Source organism: Rhodospirillum centenum SW (assembly GCF_000016185.1).
GTDB classification, from domain to species: Bacteria; Pseudomonadota; Alphaproteobacteria; order Azospirillales; family Azospirillaceae; genus Rhodocista; species Rhodocista centena.
In genome coordinates, this window is the sequence record NC_011420.2 from 2,705,001 (window position 1) to 2,720,901 (window position 15,901).

The 15,901-nt window shown below is 71.6% G+C and carries 13 protein-coding genes; 5 read left to right on the plus strand and 8 right to left on the minus strand.

Annotated elements, in window-relative coordinates:
• Nucleotides 1-738: 738 nt before the first annotated feature.
• Both RC1_RS12630 and RC1_RS12635 read left to right on the plus strand, forming a co-directional pair.
• Nucleotides 739-2,181, plus strand: a complete 1,443-nt coding sequence (locus tag RC1_RS12630) for a M23 family metallopeptidase (RefSeq protein WP_012567787.1) — start codon at nt 739-741, stop codon at nt 2,179-2,181.
• Between the two features lie 82 nt (nt 2,182-2,263).
• Nucleotides 2,264-2,968 (plus strand): rhomboid family intramembrane serine protease, encoded by a 705-nt coding sequence (locus RC1_RS12635; RefSeq protein WP_012567788.1) that lies wholly within the window; start codon nt 2,264-2,266, stop codon nt 2,966-2,968.
• A gap of 78 nt (nt 2,969-3,046) precedes the next feature.
• On the opposite strand, the gene clpB is transcribed toward RC1_RS12635, so the two are convergent.
• Nucleotides 3,047-5,692 carry an ATP-dependent chaperone ClpB gene (gene clpB / locus RC1_RS12640; protein ID WP_012567789.1) on the minus strand — a complete coding sequence of 882 codons (2,646 nt, stop codon included), beginning with the start codon at nt 5,690-5,692 and terminating at the stop codon, nt 3,047-3,049.
• Between the two features lie 218 nt (nt 5,693-5,910).
• On the opposite strand from clpB, the gene RC1_RS12645 reads away from it, so the two are divergent.
• Nucleotides 5,911-6,717, plus strand: a complete 807-nt coding sequence (locus tag RC1_RS12645; RefSeq protein ID WP_012567790.1) for an MOSC domain-containing protein — start codon at nt 5,911-5,913, stop codon at nt 6,715-6,717.
• Nucleotides 6,718-6,823: 106 nt separating this feature from the next.
• Here the strand turns inward: RC1_RS12645 and RC1_RS12650 are convergent, their stop codons facing one another.
• From RC1_RS12650 to prfA, 3 genes are all read right to left on the minus strand, one after another.
• A complete protein-coding gene (locus RC1_RS12650) occupies nt 6,824-7,225 on the minus strand; it encodes a DUF4167 domain-containing protein (RefSeq protein ID WP_012567791.1) in 402 nt (133 codons plus the stop codon).
• Nucleotides 7,226-7,462: 237 nt separating this feature from the next.
• Nucleotides 7,463-8,341 carry a peptide chain release factor N(5)-glutamine methyltransferase gene (prmC, locus tag RC1_RS12655; RefSeq protein WP_012567792.1) on the minus strand — a complete coding sequence of 293 codons (879 nt, stop codon included), beginning with the start codon at nt 8,339-8,341 and terminating at the stop codon, nt 7,463-7,465.
• 5 nt (nt 8,342-8,346) lie between these two features.
• Complete coding sequence (gene prfA, locus RC1_RS12660; RefSeq protein ID WP_012567793.1) at nt 8,347-9,429, minus strand: peptide chain release factor 1; 1,083 nt, start codon at nt 9,427-9,429, stop codon at nt 8,347-8,349.
• Nucleotides 9,430-9,566: 137 nt separating this feature from the next.
• Here prfA and RC1_RS12665 point away from each other — a divergent pair, with 137 nt between their 5' ends.
• Both RC1_RS12665 and RC1_RS21790 read left to right on the plus strand, forming a co-directional pair.
• Nucleotides 9,567-9,878: a BrnT family toxin gene (locus tag RC1_RS12665; RefSeq protein ID WP_012567794.1), complete on the plus strand. Its 312-nt coding sequence runs from the start codon at nt 9,567-9,569 to the stop codon at nt 9,876-9,878.
• Nucleotides 9,879-9,903: 25 nt separating this feature from the next.
• Entirely contained in the window at nt 9,904-10,065 is a 162-nt protein-coding gene (locus RC1_RS21790; protein ID WP_184446392.1) for a hypothetical protein, read from the plus strand.
• A 75-nt stretch (nt 10,066-10,140) separates the two neighbouring features.
• Here RC1_RS21790 and RC1_RS12670 read toward each other — a convergent pair whose 3' ends face one another.
• The 4 genes from RC1_RS12670 to ptsP all read right to left on the minus strand — a co-directional run bounded on the left by RC1_RS12670 (nt 10,141) and on the right by ptsP (nt 15,651).
• The gene (locus RC1_RS12670) at nt 10,141-10,563 is read right to left on the minus strand and encodes a hypothetical protein (RefSeq protein ID WP_012567796.1); all 423 of its coding nucleotides are present in this window, start codon (nt 10,561-10,563) and stop codon (nt 10,141-10,143) included.
• A complete protein-coding gene (ispG, locus tag RC1_RS12675) occupies nt 10,550-11,683 on the minus strand; it encodes a flavodoxin-dependent (E)-4-hydroxy-3-methylbut-2-enyl-diphosphate synthase (RefSeq protein ID WP_012567797.1) in 1,134 nt (377 codons plus the stop codon). The genes RC1_RS12670 and ispG overlap by 14 nt, the downstream gene beginning before the upstream one ends.
• A 195-nt stretch (nt 11,684-11,878) precedes the next feature.
• Entirely contained in the window at nt 11,879-13,120 is a 1,242-nt protein-coding gene (locus tag RC1_RS12680; protein ID WP_012567798.1) for a helix-turn-helix domain-containing protein, read from the minus strand.
• A gap of 233 nt (nt 13,121-13,353) precedes the next feature.
• On the minus strand, nt 13,354-15,651 hold the full coding sequence (gene ptsP, locus RC1_RS12685) for a phosphoenolpyruvate--protein phosphotransferase (RefSeq protein WP_049766705.1): 2,298 nt from the start codon (nt 15,649-15,651) through the stop codon (nt 13,354-13,356).
• Nucleotides 15,652-15,901 lie beyond the last annotated feature (250 nt).

The following is a 15,901-nucleotide window of genomic DNA, read 5'->3' on the forward strand; positions in this document are numbered from 1 at the left end:
ACGGGGTCGTAACATTTTCTCCAAACGCCCGGTCCGGCGGGCTTTTCCGGGTCCCGGCCCGCACCCCGCCGGCGCCCCCCGGCGCGAAGCAACACAGGGGAACCGGGCAGGCCGCCTGGACCCCGAGCCGATGGCCGGCCGTGCGATCGAGAGGGACGGACGCGGAGGACAGAGGGCGGAAGGCGGAAGGCGGAGGACGGCGGAGAGGAGTGCCTGCAGGCGGAACCGCGCGGCGAGGGCGCACGCGGGAGCGCGGTGCGCGCGCGTGCATGTGTGCGAGGGTGCCTGGAAGAGGGGCAGGGAAAGGGGGGCACGATACGGCAGCCCCCCCTGGCCGCCGCACGAGCGGACCGACTCAGCCGCCCTGCCCCACTCCAGCCTCCCCCCCCCGAGCGGGCGGGGGAAGAGCCACCCCGCCGGCCATCCTCCCACCCGATCGGGTGGTGCAAATCCTTGCCGGATGCGCGAAAACCGACCGGAACAGGCGTTCCGGCCCGGATGTACGAACTATGTTCCCATTGACAGTGTTAATCCTGACACGCAAGGTTCGGAAACATTTGCCACAGGCGCCCTTTCCGGAGCGTCTGTGACCGGGTGGGGCCGGGAACCGGGAGACCGGGTTGCCCGAAACCTGGGGCGGGACAGGGGAGTCCCGCGAGGAAGACGTCACCGGGCGGGGACATTCCCGGCCGGTTCGCACTGTCCGAGTGGGGGGACGATGACCATGGAGATCGAGCTTTGCTGAGCCGGGGCGCCGTCACGGTGGCTGTCGCCGCCGCGATCGGTGGTCTGGCCCTGGCTGCGACCCTGATCCCGAGCCGCACACCGCAGACGGAGACCGCGGTCGCGGATTCCGCCGGTGCCGGAGAGATGGCCCTGGCCGCCAAGGCCCTTGCCAAGGCCCTGCCCGTCCCGCCCGACATCGACGCCCAGCAGGGCCTGGCGCTGGCCGGCGACGCCTGGGGCGACAACGAGGCGGTGGATGACCCGATCGAGCGCCGCCTGATCAGCCTGCGCCCCGGCGACACGCTGATGCAGATTCTGCTCAGGCAGGAGGTCCCCAAGGAGCACGCGCACGAGCTGGTGTCGGCCCTGCGCTCCGTCTACAACCCGCAGCGGCTGAAGAGCGGGCAGGAGATCGCCTTCCTGTTCGACCGCTCCGAGGGCGACGGCCGCTTCGTCGGGATCGAGTTCCAGCCGGCGGTCGAACGCTCCGTCTCCGTCAGCTTCGACGGCGTGCGGTTCCAGGCGGCCGAGGTGGCCAAGCCGCTCCAGCACCGGCTGTTCGCCGTGCGCGGCACCATCGATTCGAGTCTCGCCCAGGCCGCCAGCGAGGCGGGCGTGCCGATCGCCGTCCAGTCGATCCTGATCAACAAGATGTTCAACTATGATGTCGACTGGCAGCGCGACATCCAGCCCGGCGACCGTTTCGAGGTTCTGTACGAGCTGCTGACGACGGAGACGGGCGAGATCGCGCGGGTCGGCAAGGTCAGCTACGCGGCGCTCACGCTGTCCGGCAAGCGCCGGGAACTGTTCCTGTTCGAGGATGCGGACGGCCGCCCCGACTACTTCACCCGCAAGGGCGAATCGGTGCGCAAGGCCCTGCTCCGGACCCCGGTGGACGGGGCCAAGCTGACCTCCGGCTTCGGCATGCGGATGCACCCGCTGCTGGGCTACAGCAAGATGCACAAGGGGGTGGATTTCGGTGCCCCCACCGGCACCCCGATCTACGCCGCCGGCGACGGCGTGATCGAGGAGATCGGGGCCAAGGGAGCCTACGGCAACTACATCCGCATCCGGCACAACCGCGAGATCGCCACGGCCTATGCCCACCTGTCGCGTTTCGGCAGCGGTGCGCGGCGCGGCAGCCGGGTCTCCCAGGGCGAGGTGATCGGCTATGTCGGCACGACCGGCCGTTCCACCGGCCCGCACCTGCACTACGAGGTGATGCGCGGCGGCAAGCAGGTCAACCCGCTGTCGGTGGATCTGCCGACCGGACGCATCCTGGCCGGAAAGGAGCTGAAGAAGTTCCTGGCCGTGGCCGCAGAGCTGGAGCGCACCTTCACCGAGGAGCTGCAAGGCACCGAGGAGATGAAAGGCGGTGTCGATCTCCTGACCGTGAGCGGCAGCAGCCAACGCCCGGCCTCCCGCGGCGCATGCAGCAAGGCACCGGGCTGCTGAGCCTTCCGCCGAGCCCTCCGCCCCCTGTCCTCTGCAACGGCCGGTCTCCCACGACCGGCCGTTTCCGTTCGGGGAGCCATGGATGATCCCGCTCAGGACCGATGTCCCTGTCCGCCGACGCCCGCGGGTCGTCTGGACCCTGCTGGCGGTCAACACGCTGGTGTTCCTCTGGCAGACGACCCTGGGGCCGCGGCAGTCCTTCCTGCTGGCGGTGCACTGGGCGCTGGTGCCGCGGCGCTATTCCGACCCCGCCTGGGCCCTGGCTGTGGGGCTGGACCCGGCGAACCAGTGGCCGCTGCTGACCAACACCTTCCTGCACGGCGGCTGGCTGCACCTGATCGCCAACATGTGGACGCTCTGGCTGTTCGGCGCGGCCGTGGAGGACCGCATGGGCCATCTCCGGTTCGCCCTGTTCTATGTCCTGTGCGGGGTGCTGGCGAGCTGGGCCCACATGGCCGCCTATCCGACGAGCGAGGTGCCGGCGCTGGGTGCCTCGGGCGCCATCGCGGCCGTTCTGGGCGCCCACATCACGCTGCATCCGCGCTCGCGGGTGCTGCTGCTGGTGCCGATTCTCTTCATCCCCCTGATCCTGCCGGTGACGACCTGGGCCTATGCCGCCGTCTGGTTCGGTCTGCAGGTGCTGCAGGGAGCCGGCGACCTGCTGATGCCCGAGATGGGCGGCGGCATCGCCTGGTGGGCGCATATCGGGGGATTCGTCGCCGGGCTGGCGGTCGTGCGCTTCCTGGCCCCGCCCGACCCGCCGGACCCGTCCGCCCGCCGGCCGTAGCGGGCGGAGCGTCCGGAGAGAAGGACCCCGCGGCCGGGAACCGGCGGACCGGCTCCCGGGACCGCGGGGGTCACCGGGTCAGTGCAGAGTCGTCGGGCGCGCCGGGCCGCCCCAGCGCCCGGCCGGGGGCGGCATGCTCTCGTCCACCGCCTCGCCGTCGATCAGCAGCCCGTCGGGGCCGGCGGTGACGGGCACCGTCTGCCCGTCCGCGATCCGGCCTTCCAGGATGCGGGTCGCCAGCGGGTTCTGCAGTTCGCGCTGGATCACCCGTTTCAGCGGCCGGGCGCCGTAGACCGGGTCGTAGCCGGCATCGGCCAGCCAGCGCAGGGCCGCCTCGTCCAGTTCCAGGGTGATGGCGCGGTCGGCCAGCATCCGGCGCAGCCGGTCGAGCTGGATGTCCACGATGCCGGTCATGTGCTCACGCGACAGGCGGTGGAACAGCAGGATCTCGTCCAGCCGGTTCAGGAACTCCGGCCGGAAGGCGCCGCGCACCACCTCCATCACCTGCGCCCGCGCGGCGGCGCTGTCCGCCCCCTCCGGCAGTTCGGCCAGGAACTGCGAGCCGAGGTTGGAGGTCATCACGATGAGCGTGTTGCGGAAGTCCACCGTGCGGCCCTGACCGTCGGTCAGGCGGCCGTCGTCCAGCACCTGGAGCAGCACGTTGAAGACGTCGGGGTGGGCCTTCTCCACCTCGTCGAACAGAATCACCTGATAGGGCCGGCGGCGCACCGCCTCGGTCAGCGCCCCGCCCTCCTCGTAACCGACATAGCCCGGGGGCGCGCCGATCATGCGGGCGACGGAGTGCTTCTCCATGTATTCCGACATGTCCAGGCGGACCATGGCGGTCTCGTCGTCGAACAGGAACCCGGCCAGGGCCTTGGTCAGCTCGGTCTTGCCGACGCCGGTGGGGCCGAGGAAGAGGAAGCTGCCGATCGGCCGGTTCGGGTCCTGCAGGCCGGCGCGGGCGCGGCGGACGGCGTTGGAGACGGCGACGATCGCCTCGTCCTGGCCGACCACGCGGGTGCGCAGCTTCTCCTCCATCTTCAGCAGCTTCTCGCGCTCGCCGGCCAGCATCCGGTCCACCGGGATGCCGGTCCAGCGGCTGACGACGGCGGCGATGTCCTGGTCGCGCACCTCCTCGTTCAGCATGCGGTGCTGGTTGGCCTCCTGGGCACCGGCCAGCTTCTTCTCAAGCTCGGGGATGACGCCGTAGGTCAGTTCCCCGGCGCGGGCCCAGTTGCCCGCCCGCTGCGCCTGGTCCAGCTCGGCCCGGGCGGCCTCGAGCTGTTCCTTCAGCTTCTGGGCGCCGGTCAGGGTCTCCTTCTCCGCCTGCCACTGGGCCGTCAGCTCGGCCGAGCGCTGCTCCAGCGCCGACAGCTCCTCCTCCAGCTTCTCCAGCCGCTCGCGCGAGGCGCTGTCGGTCTCCCGCTTCAGGGCCTCGCGCTCGATCTTCAGGCGGATGATGCTGCGGTCCAGCTCGTCGATCGCCTCCGGCTTCGAGTCGACGACCATGCGCAGGCGGCTGGCCGCCTCGTCGATCAGGTCGATGGCCTTGTCCGGCAGGAAGCGGTCGGTGATGTAGCGGTTGGACAGGGTGGCGGCGGCGACGATGGCGCCGTCGGTGATCCGCACGCCGTGATGGACCTCGTACTTCTCCTTCAGCCCGCGCAGGATGGAGATGGTGTCCTCCACCGAGGGCTCGTCCACGAAGACGGGCTGGAAGCGCCGGGCCAGCGCGGCGTCCTTCTCGATGTACTTGCGGTACTCATCCAGCGTGGTGGCGCCGACGCAGTGCAGCTCGCCGCGGGCCAGCATCGGCTTCAGCATGTTGGAGGCGTCCATCGCCCCTTCGGCCTTGCCGGCGCCGACCAGGGTGTGCAGCTCGTCGATGAAGACGACGATCTCCCCGGCCGCGGCCTGGATTTCCTGCAGCACGCCCTTCAGCCGTTCCTCGAACTCGCCGCGGAACTTGGCCCCGGCGACCAGGGCGCCGAGGTCGAGCGAGAGGATGCGCTTGCGCTTCAGCCCCTCCGGCACGTCGCCGTTGACGATGCGCTGGGCCAGCCCCTCGACGATGGCGGTCTTGCCCACGCCGGGCTCGCCGATCAGGACGGGGTTGTTCTTGGTGCGCCGGGCCAGCACCTGGATGGTGCGGCGGATTTCCTCGTCGCGGCCGATCACGGGGTCGAGCTTCTGCTCGCGCGCCGCCTGGGTCAGGTCGCGGGCGTACTTCTTCAGCGCGTCGTAGGACTGTTCGGCGTTGGCGCTGTCGGCCGTGCGGCCCTTGCGGATCTCGTTGATGGCGCCGTTCAGCCCCTGCGGGGTGACGGCGGCGTCGGCCAGCGCCTTGGCAGCCGGCGTGCCGGTGGTCAGGGCGATGGCCAGCAGCAGCCGCTCGGCCGTGACGAAGCTGTCGCCGGCCTTCTGCGCCACCTCCTCGGCGGTGGCGAAGACCCGCGCCAGTTCGCGGCTGAGGGCGACGCCCCCGGCGCCCGGCCCTTCGACCTTCGGGATGCGGGCAAGCTCGCGCTCCACCCCGGCCAGCGCCCGCGCCGGGTCGCCGCCGGCCGCGCGGATCAGGTTGGCGGCCAGCCCCTCCTCGTCGTCGAGCAGGACCTTGAGCATGTGTTCGGGGGCGAGCTGCTGATGCCCGCTGCGCAATGCCAGCGCCTGCGCCGCCTGGACGAAGCCCTGCGCGCGCTCGGTATACTTCTTGAAGTCCATGGGACCTTCACTCCCTCGGCTAGCGGCCGGATCAGCGTCCCGCATGGGCCCGCCCCGGCCATGATCCACGTCAAAGTGCGATCCTGGGGATGCATCGGGAGATGTGGGACGCCCCGGCCGGCCGCGCAAGGGAGCGGACGGGAAGCGCGGGGCGCATCCGAAGGTCCCGGCGGCCCCCGCGTTGACAGGACCGGACCGCACGGCCATAAGCTTGGGGCATGTCGCAGACGTCCGGCCCGGCGCGCATCGCCGCCATCCATTATTATCCGGTCAAGGGCCTGTCGGCCCAGTCGCTGCCGGCGGTGACGCTGGCCCCGGGGATGGGCCTGCCCCACGACCGGCGCTTCGCCATCCTGCACGGGGCCAGCAGCTACGACCCCGAGGACCCGGTCTGGCGGCCGAAGACGAACTATCTGACGCTGATGCGGGACGAGAAGCTGGCCACGCTGGAGGCCCGCTACGACCCCGACACCTGCATGCTGGTGCTGAACCGCGCCGGCAAGCCGGTGGCACGCGGGCGGATCGACACGGCCACGGGCCGGCTGCTGATCGACCAGTTCCTGGCCGCCTACATGAAGGGCAGCGCCGCCCCGGGTCCCTACAAGCTGATCGATTCGCCGCCGCCCGCGGCCGGGGCGCCGCACGGGCACATGTTCTCCGACATCCAGGACAGGGCGGTGTCGCTGATCAACCTCGCCAGCGTCCACGACCTGGAGCGGGTGACCCAGCGGCCGGTGAACCCGCTGCGCTTCCGCGGCAACCTGCACCTGGAAGGGCTGGAGCCCTGGGCCGAGGCGGCCTGGGTGGGGCGGCGGGTCCGCGTCGGCACGGCCCTGCTCGAGGTGTTCAAGACCATCACCCGCTGCGCCGCGACCGAGGTGGACCCGGAGACGGGGGAGCGCGACCTGCCGGTGGTGAAGTCGCTGCAACGGGGCTTCGGCCACGTCACCTGCGGCATCTATGCCCGCGTCCTGGCGGGCGGCATGGTGACGGTGGGCGACACGATCGGGCCGGTCGAGGCCTGATCCGGGGACTCGTACCGGCGAAGCCCCAGACTGGCGAGACGTGACACTGGCGAAACGTGACCCGCCGCGCCGGGCGGCGGCCGGATGCCGCCGCCGCGGGGAAGGGTCAGGCCGTCATCGGCTCGCGGTCGTCCTCGCCGCCCTCGGCATCGTCGCCATCGTCGTCACCGTCGTCCATGCCGTTGCCCTGGGCATGGCCGTTGCCGTCGCCACGGGCACCGCCCTGGCGCTGGCGGCTCTCCTGCTCGTTGATCTGGCAGATGATCCGGTAATAGTGCTCGGCGTGCTGGAGATAGTTCTCCGCCGCGACGCGGTCCCCCGAGGCCTGCGCATCGCGGGCCAGGGCCTGGTACTTCTCATAGATCTGGAAGGCATTGCCCCGGATGCGCACATCCGGGCCGTTGCTGTCGAACGTCTGGTGACGCAGCGGTACGTTCTGACGGCGGCCCTGGTTGTTGTTGTTACCACCCCGGCCGCGCGAACGCCTCGAGTTCGGTCCCTGTCTCATTCGGATTTTGCTCTAGCCCCAGAAGTTGGCTGCCCTCCGGACATCGCCTGCGCATTCCGCTTCAGGCCATCGGCGCCGCCGTTACCGGCTTCCGCCCCCTGCCCCTGTCCGGGAGTCGTGACGCAGGACCGCGCCGGAGCGCCGGAGTCCGCGTGTGGCTGCGACCCTAAACGCAGCAGGGCGCCATTCCAACAGGTTTTTTCGCGTACAATGAAACGTCATTCCGGGAAAACGGCACTATTCCGAGGTGATGGCCGGGGTGGGAGCAGCCTGCGCGATGGCGGCCCGGTCGCGCCCGGCAAGGTCGCGTACCGTCCCGACGGGGCCCAGCCCCGCCGCTTCCAGCAGTGCGGCCACCGCCGACGCCTGGTCGGCCCCGTGCTCCAGCACGGCCAGCCCGCCGGGCAGCAGCAGCCGCGGCAGCTCCGCCGCGATGGCGCGGTAGCAGTCCAGCCCGTCCGCGCCGCCCGCCAGCGCCCGGCGCGGTTCGTGCCGGGCCACCTCCGGCTCCAGCCCGTCGATCTCATCGTCGGGGATGTAGGGCGGGTTGCCGACGACGACGTCGAAGCGGGCGGCCTCCCCCAGTGCCGCGGCCCAGCTTCCGGCCAGGAAGCGGGCGCGGCCGGACAGGCCCAGCCGGCGGGCGTTCAGGGCGGCGGTGGCCGCCGCCGCCGGGCTGAGATCGACGCCCAGCCCCGTCGCCCGCGGATATTCGCTGAGCAGGGCCAGCAGGATGGCGCCGCTGCCGGTGCCGAGGTCGAGCAGGCGCAGCGGCGCCGTGCGGTCGGGCCGACGGCGCAGCACGGCCTCCACCACCGTCTCGGTATCCGGGCGGGGGATCAGCGTGTCCGGCGCCAGGGTCAGGTCCAGGCCCCAGAACTCCCAGCTTCCCAGCAGGCGTTGCAGCGGCTCGCGCGCGGCGCGGCGGGCCACCAGGGCGGCGAAGCGGGACGCGGCAGCGGCCTCGGGGCTGTCGGTGCCGTGCCGGCGCAGCGCGGCGCGCGGCAGGCCGAAGGCGGCCTCGGCCAGATACTCGGCATCCAGGCGCGGGCTGTCCACCCCCGCCGCCGCCAGCCGGGCCGCGGCCTCGCGCAGCAGGTCGGACAGCGTCGCCATGGCCGCTACTGCAGCTCCGCCAGCCGCTCGGCCTCGTCGCTGGCGACCAGGGCGTCCACCAGTTCGTCCAGCGCCTCGCCCGCCATCACCTTGTCGATCTTGTAGAGGGTCAGGTTGATGCGGTGGTCGGTGACGCGGCCCTGCGGGAAATTGTAGGTGCGGATGCGCTCCGAACGGTCGCCGGAACCGACCTGGGTCCGGCGGCTGGCGGCGCGCTCGCTGTCGCGCCGCTGCCGCTCGATCTCGTAGAGGCGGGCGCGCAGCACCTTCAGCGCCTTGGCCTTGTTCTTGTGCTGGCTCTTCTCGTCCTGGCACTGCACGACGATGTTGGTCGGCAGATGGGTGATCCGCACGGCACTGTCGGTGGTGTTGACCGACTGCCCGCCCGAGCCCTGGGAGCGGAACACGTCGATGCGCAGGTCCTTCTCCTCGATGTGGATGTCCACCTCCTCCGCCTCGGGCAGCACGGCGACGGTGGCGGCCGAGGTATGGATGCGGCCGCCGGCCTCGGTCTCGGGCACGCGCTGGACGCGGTGGACGCCGCTCTCGAACTTCAGCCGGCGGAAGACGTTGCGGCCGGTGATGCTGGCCGACGCCTCCTTGTAGCCGCCCAGCCCGGTCTCGTTCACCTCGATCGTCTCGAAGCGCCAGCCCTGGATGCCGGCATAGCGGCGGTACATCTCGAACAGCTCGGCAGCGAACAGGGCGGCCTCGTCGCCGCCGGTGCCGGCGCGCACCTCCAGGATGGCGTTCTTCTCGTCCGCCTCGTCCTTCGGCAGCAGCGCCAGCATGATGCGGCGCTCCAGCTCGGGGATGCGGCGGTCGGCCTCCACCAGCTCGTCGCGGGCGAGCGTCGCCATCTCGGCATCGTCGCCTTCCGCCATGGCCTGGAGATCGGCCATGTCGGCGCGCGCCCTGCGCAGCTCGGCGATGGCCGTGGCGACCGGCTCCAGCTCCGCATACTCCTGGCTGGAGCGGACGAAGACCTCGCCCGACAGCGTGCCCGAGGCAAGCTGGTCGCGCAGCTCGTCGTACCGGAGCATCACCCGGGCCAGGGGCTCACCGAAGCGGGTTTCGAAGTCGGACATCAGATCGCTGGTCGTGTCGGGGCGGTCCAAACCGCTGGATATAGGCGATCCGCGTATCCCGGTCACGGGTTAACACGCACGGCTTTACGGCCGCAGGGGCATGAGCGAGGATGGGGCATCAAGGAGCGTCCGCACCGATGCCGCCCCGGTTCCGTCGGCATTTCCTGGTCACCGACCCGTCTCGGATCGAGTTCGATCCGGACAAGAGCGATCGGACGTTCGTGAACCGCGGGTTCGACTTCGCCTTCGCCGCCCTGGTCTTCCGAGGGGAGATCCTGCGCCGCCGGGATACGCGCCGGCAGGACGAGGACGTATTCCAGGTGATCGGAGAGGCTTCCGGCGTCGTCCTGTTCGTGGTCTATACTCAGCGGCACGGCCGCATCCGCATCATTTCCGCCCGCGCGGCAACCCGGGACGAGGCCCGCCTGTACCATGAGCGATCCGGTTAGGACTTCTGCCCCCCCCAGGGTGGACATGTCGCGCCTGCGCCAGGGGCCGAGCGCAGCGGACCTCCAGGACATTCCGCCGACCAGCGCCGCGGACTGGGAGGATGCGGAGTTGCTCGTCCCCGTCGATCCGGAGACCTGGAAGGATTTCCTGGCATTCCGGGAGAACCGCCGCCGGTCGAGCCGCTGACCGGTCGGCACACGGTCCTGACAGCCGACCGCCAGGACAGCCGACCACGGTCAAGGACCCGGCCGACCCGGCGCGTCACGCCCCCTGGCAGGCCGCGATCTGGCTCGGCACCGGGCGGCAGTGGCGGGTCAGGTTGCCGGGCATGACGACCTGCCGGTCCATGTAGACCGTGTGCGGCGTCCAGCCGGGGGCGCCGTAATCCTCCCGCATCGCCGGCGTGGGGGCATCGCTGCACAGGATCAGGAACTCGTGGCCGCGCCCGTCGTCATCGGTGGCGACGCCGACCATCTCGCCGCAACCGCGCACGCCGCGGGAGACGATGACGCGGCCGACCCGGAGGTCGTCCTGCGGGGAGAGCGGGCCGATGGCGCGCGCGGTGATCGCCCGCACCCGCTCCCCGGCCTCATCCTCCCCGCCGCAGCCGGCCAGCAGCGGCAGGACCAGCGCCAGCGCCGCCAGGGCGCCGGCGCGCGCGACGACGGGCCTACTCCGCCGCAACGGCGGCCTCGTCCTTCTTCGCCGCCTCGATCTCGGCGGCCTTCTGCTCGACCAGCCCGACCAGATGCTCGACGATGCCTTCGTCCTTCAGCCGGTGCGCCGGCACGCCGCCGAGATAGACCTGGTGGGTGCCCTTGCCGCCGCCGGTGAAGCCGATGTCGGTCATCGTCGCCTCACCCGGGCCGTTCACGACGCAGCCGATGACGCTGACCGTCAGCGGCGTCGTGATGTGGGACAGCCGCTCCTCCAGCACCTCCACGGTCTTGATCACGTCGAAGCGCTGCCGGGCGCAGGACGGGCAGGAGATGACGGTGACGCCGCGGCGGCGCAGGCCGAGGCTCTTCAGCATCTCATAGGCGACCTTCACCTCTTCCACCGGGTCGGCGGAGAGCGAGACGCGGATCGTGTCGCCGATGCCCGACCAGAGCAGCATGCCCAGGCCGATGGAGGACTTCACGGTGCCGGCGCGCAGGCCGCCGGCCTCGGTGATGCCGATGTGCAGGGGATAGTCGCAGGCTTCCGCCAGCCCCTGATAGGCGGCGACGGCCAGGAACACGTCCGACGCCTTGACGCTGATCTTGAAGTTCCGGAAGTCGTGGTCCTCCAGGATGCGCGCATGGTCCATCGCGCTCTCCACCAGCGCCTCCGGGCAGGGCTCGCCGTACTTCTCCAGCAGGCTCTGCTCCAGGCTGCCGGCGTTCACGCCGATGCGGATGGAGCAGCCATGGTCCTTCGCGGCCTTCACCACCTCGGCCACGCGGTCGGCGCTGCCGATGTTGCCCGGATTGATCCGCAGGCAGGAGGCGCCGGCCTCCGCCGCCTCGATGGCGCGGCGGTAATGGAAATGGATGTCGGCGACGATCGGGATGCGCGCCGCCTTCACGATCTCCTTCAGCGCCTCCGTGCTCTCCTGGTCGGGGCAGGAGACGCGGACGATGTCGGCTCCGGCCTCCTCGACCCGGCGGATCTGCTCGATGGTCGCCTTGGCGTCGGCGGTGACCGTGTTGGTCATGGTCTGGACGCTGATCGGCGCGTCGCCGCCGACGGGCATCGTGCCGACCATGATCTGGCGGCTCTTGCGGCGCTGGATCTGGCGCCAGGGTCGGATGGCAGCGGTCATGGCTCGATCGGGTCCGGTTTCCGGTTGCAGCCCCGGGACGCGGCGTCACGGGGGACGAACGACTGCCCCGCAGAGCGGCTCACCGCCCCCGCGGGGGTGAAGAGAAAGTGCGGCCGATGCGCACCGGGATCAAGGGCGCAAACCAGCGCGGCACCCCCGCGCGCCGGCATCACCCGCCGCGCGCCGCCGGCCGCGTCACCGCTGCGCGCGCCCGGCCAGATCCTGGGGCGTCAGGCGGATGTCGCGCATCACCTGGGCGCGGCCGCCGAGCGGCGGCAGATCCTGCCCGTCCAGGCTGACGACAAGGCCGCCGGCGTTACCCGTGTTCATCACCAGCCCCGGCACGTCCGGGGCGCGGAAACTGTCGCCCGGGCGCAGCACGCGCGACGCCCAGAGGGTGCCCTTGCCGTCGCGCACCTGGATCCAGCTGTCCTCCGTGGCGCGGACGACGACGCGGACGGTCCCGTCGGTCTGGCCGAAGACGCGGCCCGGCGGCGGCGCGGCCGGGGGCGGGGACGGTGCGGCCGAGGCCGCCGGTTCCTGCTGGGCCTCGGCGACCTCGGCCGGGGCCTCGGGCTCCTCCGCGGCGGAGGGCGGTACGGCGGGGCTGCCCAGATCGGGAAGCTGGGGCACCTCGCTCTCCTCCGCCTCGCCCTGCGGTTCGGCCGGCGCGGCGGCCGTGGTCTGGCCGGGGACGGAAGACGGGGCGGTCTGCGGACCGGCAGGCGCCGGCTGGACGGAGGGAGACTGGCCAGAGGGAGACTGCGCGGAGGGAGGCTGGGCCGGGGCGGACTGGTCCACGGAGGCGCCGACCTCCGGCGCCGTCGGCTGCGACTGCCCGACCAGCGCCTCGACCTGCCCGGGCGGCAGCACGGCCGCCGGGGCGGGGCTCTCTTCCGGGGCCGAGTCGCCGTAGATCAGGCCGGCCAGCCGGTCGGGCAGGGCCGGCACCATGTCCGACAGGCTGCGGTCGGAAGCCGACAGCATGTACCAGCCGCCATAGACCACCAGCCCGGCCAGCAGGGCGATCAGGATCAGCGCACCGCCAGGGACCCGGCTTTCGTTCGCAGGTTCAGGGAAATAGAGTTCGGCCGGCGGCGGCGCCCCTGCCGTATCCTCCTTGTAGCGGCGCAGGACGGGGCCGGGCTCCAGCTCCATGGCCGTGGCGTAGCTGCGCAGGAAGCCGGTGACATAGGCCTGGCCGGGCAGATCGGCCCAGCGCCCCTGCTCGATCGCCTCCAGATAGTTGAGGCGGATGCGCAGCATCTCGGAGAGCTGCGGCAGGTCGTAGCCAAGCTCCAGGCGGCGCTGCCGCAGCAGCTCGCCGACATGGCGGATGTCATGGCGGGGGGCCGGACCCGGTTCGGGGGAGCCCTGCCCGGCCTGTGCCGGATCACCCTCGATCACGTCGAAATACCTGCGCTTCTGTTCGGGCATGGGTCCCGCCGGCACTGTCTGGCACAGCACCCGTCAGGAGTGCTGCACGCCTATGGCGCTACACGTCCACGGCGCTGCCCTGTCGGGCATCGCACGCACCGGCCCTGCTGCACCGACTGGCACCTCCGGCCGGGGTCGTGCCTGCGCCCTGTCCCTCACGTCGCTCGTCCGGTTTCTTAGCAACCGGCGGACGGACTCGCAACGGCGGAGGGCCCCCGCGGGGTCCCGTCACCTTAAACTTTCACGCCATGGTCACGCGCATAGGCCCTGAGCTTCGGGCGCAGGCTGTGGTCGCTGCCGTCCAGCAGCCTGTCCAGATAAGCGGCGACACGCCGCAGCTCCAGCGAGCGCAGCATCCCTTTCACCTCACCGAAGGCCGGCGGCGCCAGCGACAGGGTGCGGAAGCCCAGCCCCACCAGCGCCATGGCGTCCAGCGGCCGGCTGGCCATCTCGCCGCAGAGCGACAGCGGCACGCCGGCCGCGTCGCAGGCCCGCACCAGATCGCGCAGCAGCCGCAGCATGGGCGGCGACAGCACGTCGTAGCGGTTGTTCAGGATCGGGTTGCCGCGGTCGCAGGCGAACAGGTACTGCAGCAGGTCGTTGGACCCGACCGACAGGAAATCCACGCGCGGCAGCAGGGCCGGCAACTGGAACAGCAGCGACGGCACCTCCACCATCACGCCCACCAGCAGGCGGGCGGGCGGCGTGCCGCCGTCGGCCCGCAGCCGCGCCAGTTCCAGGTCCAGCACGCGGCGGGCCCGGTCCAGCTCGGCCACCTCGGCCACCATGGGGAACATCAGCCGCAGTTCGCGCCCCGCCGCCGCCCGCAGCATGGCGCGGAGCTGCTTGCGCAGCATGGCCGGCCGGTCCAGCCCGATGCGGATGGCCCGCCAGCCCAGCGCCGGGTTCTCCTCCGACAGGTCGGGGAAGTAGGGCAGCGTCTTGTCGCCGCCGACATCCAGGGTGCGGAAGACGACCGGCCGGTCCCCGGCGGCGTCCAGAACCTTGGCGTAGGACTCCTGCTGGGCCGCGACCTCCGGATAGGAGGCGCGGACCATGAAGGGGATTTCGGTGCGGTAGAGGCCGATGCCGTCCGCCCCGGTGGCGTGCAGGTGCGGCAGGTCGATGTGCAGCCCGCAGTTCAGCATGAGCTGCACCGCCACCCCGTCGCGCGTGACGGCGGGCAGGTCGCGCAGGGCGGCGAACTCGCGCTGGCGCTGCTCGCGGGCCAGCAGGCTCTTGCTGAAGGCGTCCTGGATGTCCTCCGCCGGACGGACGAAGACCTGGCCGTTGTCGCCGTCCACGATCAGGTAGTCCAGCGGCTCCACCCGCCCCAGCACCTCGTGGCACTGGCCGACGACGGGAATGTCCATGGCCCGGGCGACGATGGAGACATGGCTGTTGCTGGAGCCTTCCTCCAGCACCAGCCCCTTCAGCCGGCGGCGGTCGTAGTCCAGCAGTTCGGCCGGCCCCAGATTGCGGGCGACCAGCACGAACTCGTCCGGCAGGGTGCCGCCCTGCACGTCGTCGCCGCGGCCGGCCAGATGCTGGAGCAGGCGGTTGGTGACGTCGTCCAGGTCCAGCAGACGGTCGCGGATGTAGGGGTCGGCGGCCTGCGACATGCGGGCGCGGTTGTCGTTCTGCACCCGCTGCACCGCCGCCTCGGCCGTCAGGCCGGAGCGGATCGCCTCGCGGATGCGGCTCAGCCAGCCGCGGTCGTTGGCGAACATGCGGTAGGTCTGCATGATCTCGGCATGCTCGCCGTCGCGCTCGCCCAGGGCGATCAGGATCTGGTCGATGGCCAGATGCATGCCGTCCACCGCCTCCTGGAGGCGGCGCAGCTCGTGCTCGGGATCGTCTGCCACCATCTGCCGGATGGTGAGCTGCGGCCGGTGCAGCACGGCCAGCCCCATGCCGACGCCGCGGTTCAGGCTGGTGCCGTCCAGGCGGGAGGGCAGCAGGATCAGGTCGTCCGCGACCGACAGTTCCCGCCCGTCCACCAGTTCGCCGGCGGCGACCAGTTCGGCCACCACCATGGCGACGGTCTGGAGCGTCTCCACCTCCTGCTCGTCATAGTCGCGGCGGTCGGTGTGCTGGATCGCCAGCACGCCGCGCACGCGGCCGCCGCGCAGGATGGGCACGGCCATGAAGCTGTTGAACGGGTCCTCGCCCGTTTCCGGGCGGTAGGCGAAGTTGGGATGCGTCGGCGCGTTGCCCAGGGCGATCGGCCGGGCGTGCGCCGCCACGTCGCCGACCAGCCCCTCGCCCACCCGCAGGCGGGTGCGGTGGACGGCCGAGGGGTTCAGGCCGATGGTGGCGAACAGCTCCAGCACCTCGCCCGCCCGCATGACGTAGCAGGAGCAGACGTCGGCGCCCATCTCGTGCGCGATGGTCTTGACGATCTTGTCGAGGCGGTCCTGCGCCGTGCCGCTGCCGGCCATGACGTCGCGCAGACGCGCCAGCAACCGGCGTCCGGCGGCGGCCAGGTCCGGAGCGTGGCGCGGTCCCACGGTTCCCAGCGGAAGCGTCATCTCGATCCTGGTCCCTGTCGGCCGGACAAGCCGGACCCTTGCCTCTCGCGTTGCTCGGACGGCGCATCATCGCACGGACCGCTGCCGCTGCCCATGCCGGAACGCCCCCTTCCCCGCGGCCCCCGCCCCGCCGGTTCTATAGGCCGCGCGGCCGGAGCGGAAGGGGGTAAAGGGATGCCCCGCCCGCCGACACCCTGCCGGAGCGGGGGCCGGGCGGCCGGTCGCCGCCCGGTGAGGGAGGCCGCGCGGT

Bases quoted from the DNA above. Each gene is read 5' to 3' on its own strand.
- RC1_RS12635 (WP_012567788.1), top strand. From the start codon at position 2,264: ATGATCCCGCTCAGGACCGATGTCCCTGTCCGCCGACGCCCGCGGGTC.
- clpB (WP_012567789.1), bottom strand. From the start codon at position 5,692: ATGGACTTCAAGAAGTATACCGAGCGCGCGCAGGGCTTCGTCCAGGCG.
- RC1_RS12645 (WP_012567790.1), top strand. From the start codon at position 5,911: ATGTCGCAGACGTCCGGCCCGGCGCGCATCGCCGCCATCCATTATTAT.
- RC1_RS12650 (WP_012567791.1), bottom strand. From the start codon at position 7,225: ATGAGACAGGGACCGAACTCGAGGCGTTCGCGCGGCCGGGGTGGTAAC.
- prmC (WP_012567792.1), bottom strand. From the start codon at position 8,341: ATGGCGACGCTGTCCGACCTGCTGCGCGAGGCCGCGGCCCGGCTGGCG.
- prfA (WP_012567793.1), bottom strand. From the start codon at position 9,429: ATGTCCGACTTCGAAACCCGCTTCGGTGAGCCCCTGGCCCGGGTGATG.
- RC1_RS12665 (WP_012567794.1), top strand. From the start codon at position 9,567: ATGCCGCCCCGGTTCCGTCGGCATTTCCTGGTCACCGACCCGTCTCGG.
- RC1_RS21790 (WP_184446392.1), top strand. From the start codon at position 9,904: ATGTCGCGCCTGCGCCAGGGGCCGAGCGCAGCGGACCTCCAGGACATT.
- ispG (WP_012567797.1), bottom strand. From the start codon at position 11,683: ATGACCGCTGCCATCCGACCCTGGCGCCAGATCCAGCGCCGCAAGAGC.
- RC1_RS12680 (WP_012567798.1), bottom strand. From the start codon at position 13,120: ATGCCCGAACAGAAGCGCAGGTATTTCGACGTGATCGAGGGTGATCCG.
- ptsP (WP_049766705.1), bottom strand. From the start codon at position 15,651: ATGACGCTTCCGCTGGGAACCGTGGGACCGCGCCACGCTCCGGACCTG.